Origin of the sequence: Pseudanabaena sp. 'Roaring Creek', assembly GCF_001402795.1 — a bacterium.
Lineage (GTDB): Bacteria > Cyanobacteriota > Cyanobacteriia > Pseudanabaenales > Pseudanabaenaceae > Pseudanabaena.
Window position 1 is genome coordinate 1 of the sequence record NZ_LIRE01000621.1, and the last position, 1,272, is coordinate 1,272.

Annotated in this window: 1 protein-coding gene; it reads left to right on the forward strand. The window is 38.8% G+C overall.

What is annotated here, in order from left to right; all coding sequences use genetic code 11:
- Positions 1-106 precede the first annotated feature (106 nt).
- Positions 107-631: a Ycf51 family protein gene (locus tag AC805_RS16835; protein ID WP_055076470.1), complete on the forward strand. Its 525-nt coding sequence runs from the start codon at positions 107-109 to the stop codon at positions 629-631.
- The last annotated feature ends 641 nt before the right edge of the window (positions 632-1,272 follow it).

The following is a 1,272-nucleotide window of genomic DNA, read 5'->3' on the forward strand; positions in this document are numbered from 1 at the left end:
GCCTAGCTACTTATGAGCAGTTGGTGGCGAAGTGAATTGTTAAGTATGGTAAAAATCTTGTTTAATGAATTAAGTAGTTATTTAATAATTCACAATAAATTAATTTATGTCGCTAACACCTGCTTTATTTGGTCAACTTGCACAAGCAATGGGTATATTTGTATTGATCTGTGCTTTAGTCACAGGATTAGCCGTTGCTTTTCAGTGGAGTTGGCGCTATCGGATGGTGGGCGCAACTCTATTTTCGGTTGTTTTAGTTGTGGGGCTTTTCTCCCTCAGTTTTGAGCCTATTACCCGTTCATCCATTGCAGGCTCTGTCCCTTTTAAGCTAGTTTACGATCGCTTTGGTTCCCAAGCGACAATTGCAGTCGCGCCAACGATTACGCCTGAAGAGTTGGAGGCAACTTTACAGCAAGCAAGTAGCAATCTATTTTCGTCTGGGCGAAATGGTCAAGGTAAATCACAAATGACGATTTATGCCAGAACGATCATTCATCCCCGCGAAGGGCTATCTAAACCAATTTATCTTGGGCGGGTAATGCGATCGCTCAATCTGCGCAATGATCCCAATATGAAAGTTGAAATTTTTGCCGATAAATTTGCCGAACTCCCCCAAAATGCAGCCTCGTAATATTATCTACAGCGCTTTACGCTCAAATCCGAACAATAAATTTTTTAAAAGTGCAGCAAGGCAGCACTTTTAAAAAATTTATTGTGGTTCGTTTGATCAGAAATTGCTATAAGAACATTACGTAGATAGCTCAACAAAACTATAGCAACGTCAAAACCCTAAAGATGAGTGGCGGTGCTTCGCACCGCCACTCATCTTTAGGGTTTTGACGTTGCTATCTCTTACGTTTCTATAAATTATAAATATAGCAGTCCTAAATCATTTGTAGCTTTTGGGGTTTGTGGAAGCGCCCCTCTTTGGGGGGGCGCTTCCACAAATCATTTAGGATTGCGATATATACTAATATTTCCTATTTCTATAGGCTTAAGAATTAAGGCAAAAATATCGTTAAGATTACGATAAAGCATTTAATTTTGACGATCTTTCTGACTTAGGATGTTTTTTTTAGTAGCTAGGTACAATTAAATATAAGGCTCTAAAAACTTTTACAGATGCGCCGTAATCACCACAGGTTTTAAATCTGTTTTTTTAATCATATAGTTGTTTTAAATAACTTGTAGACGGGCTTCGACTTCGCTCAGCCCTCGGTGTAAGCTAGCTGAGCGAAGTCGAAGCTGTAGTTTTTATTTGAATTATCTATA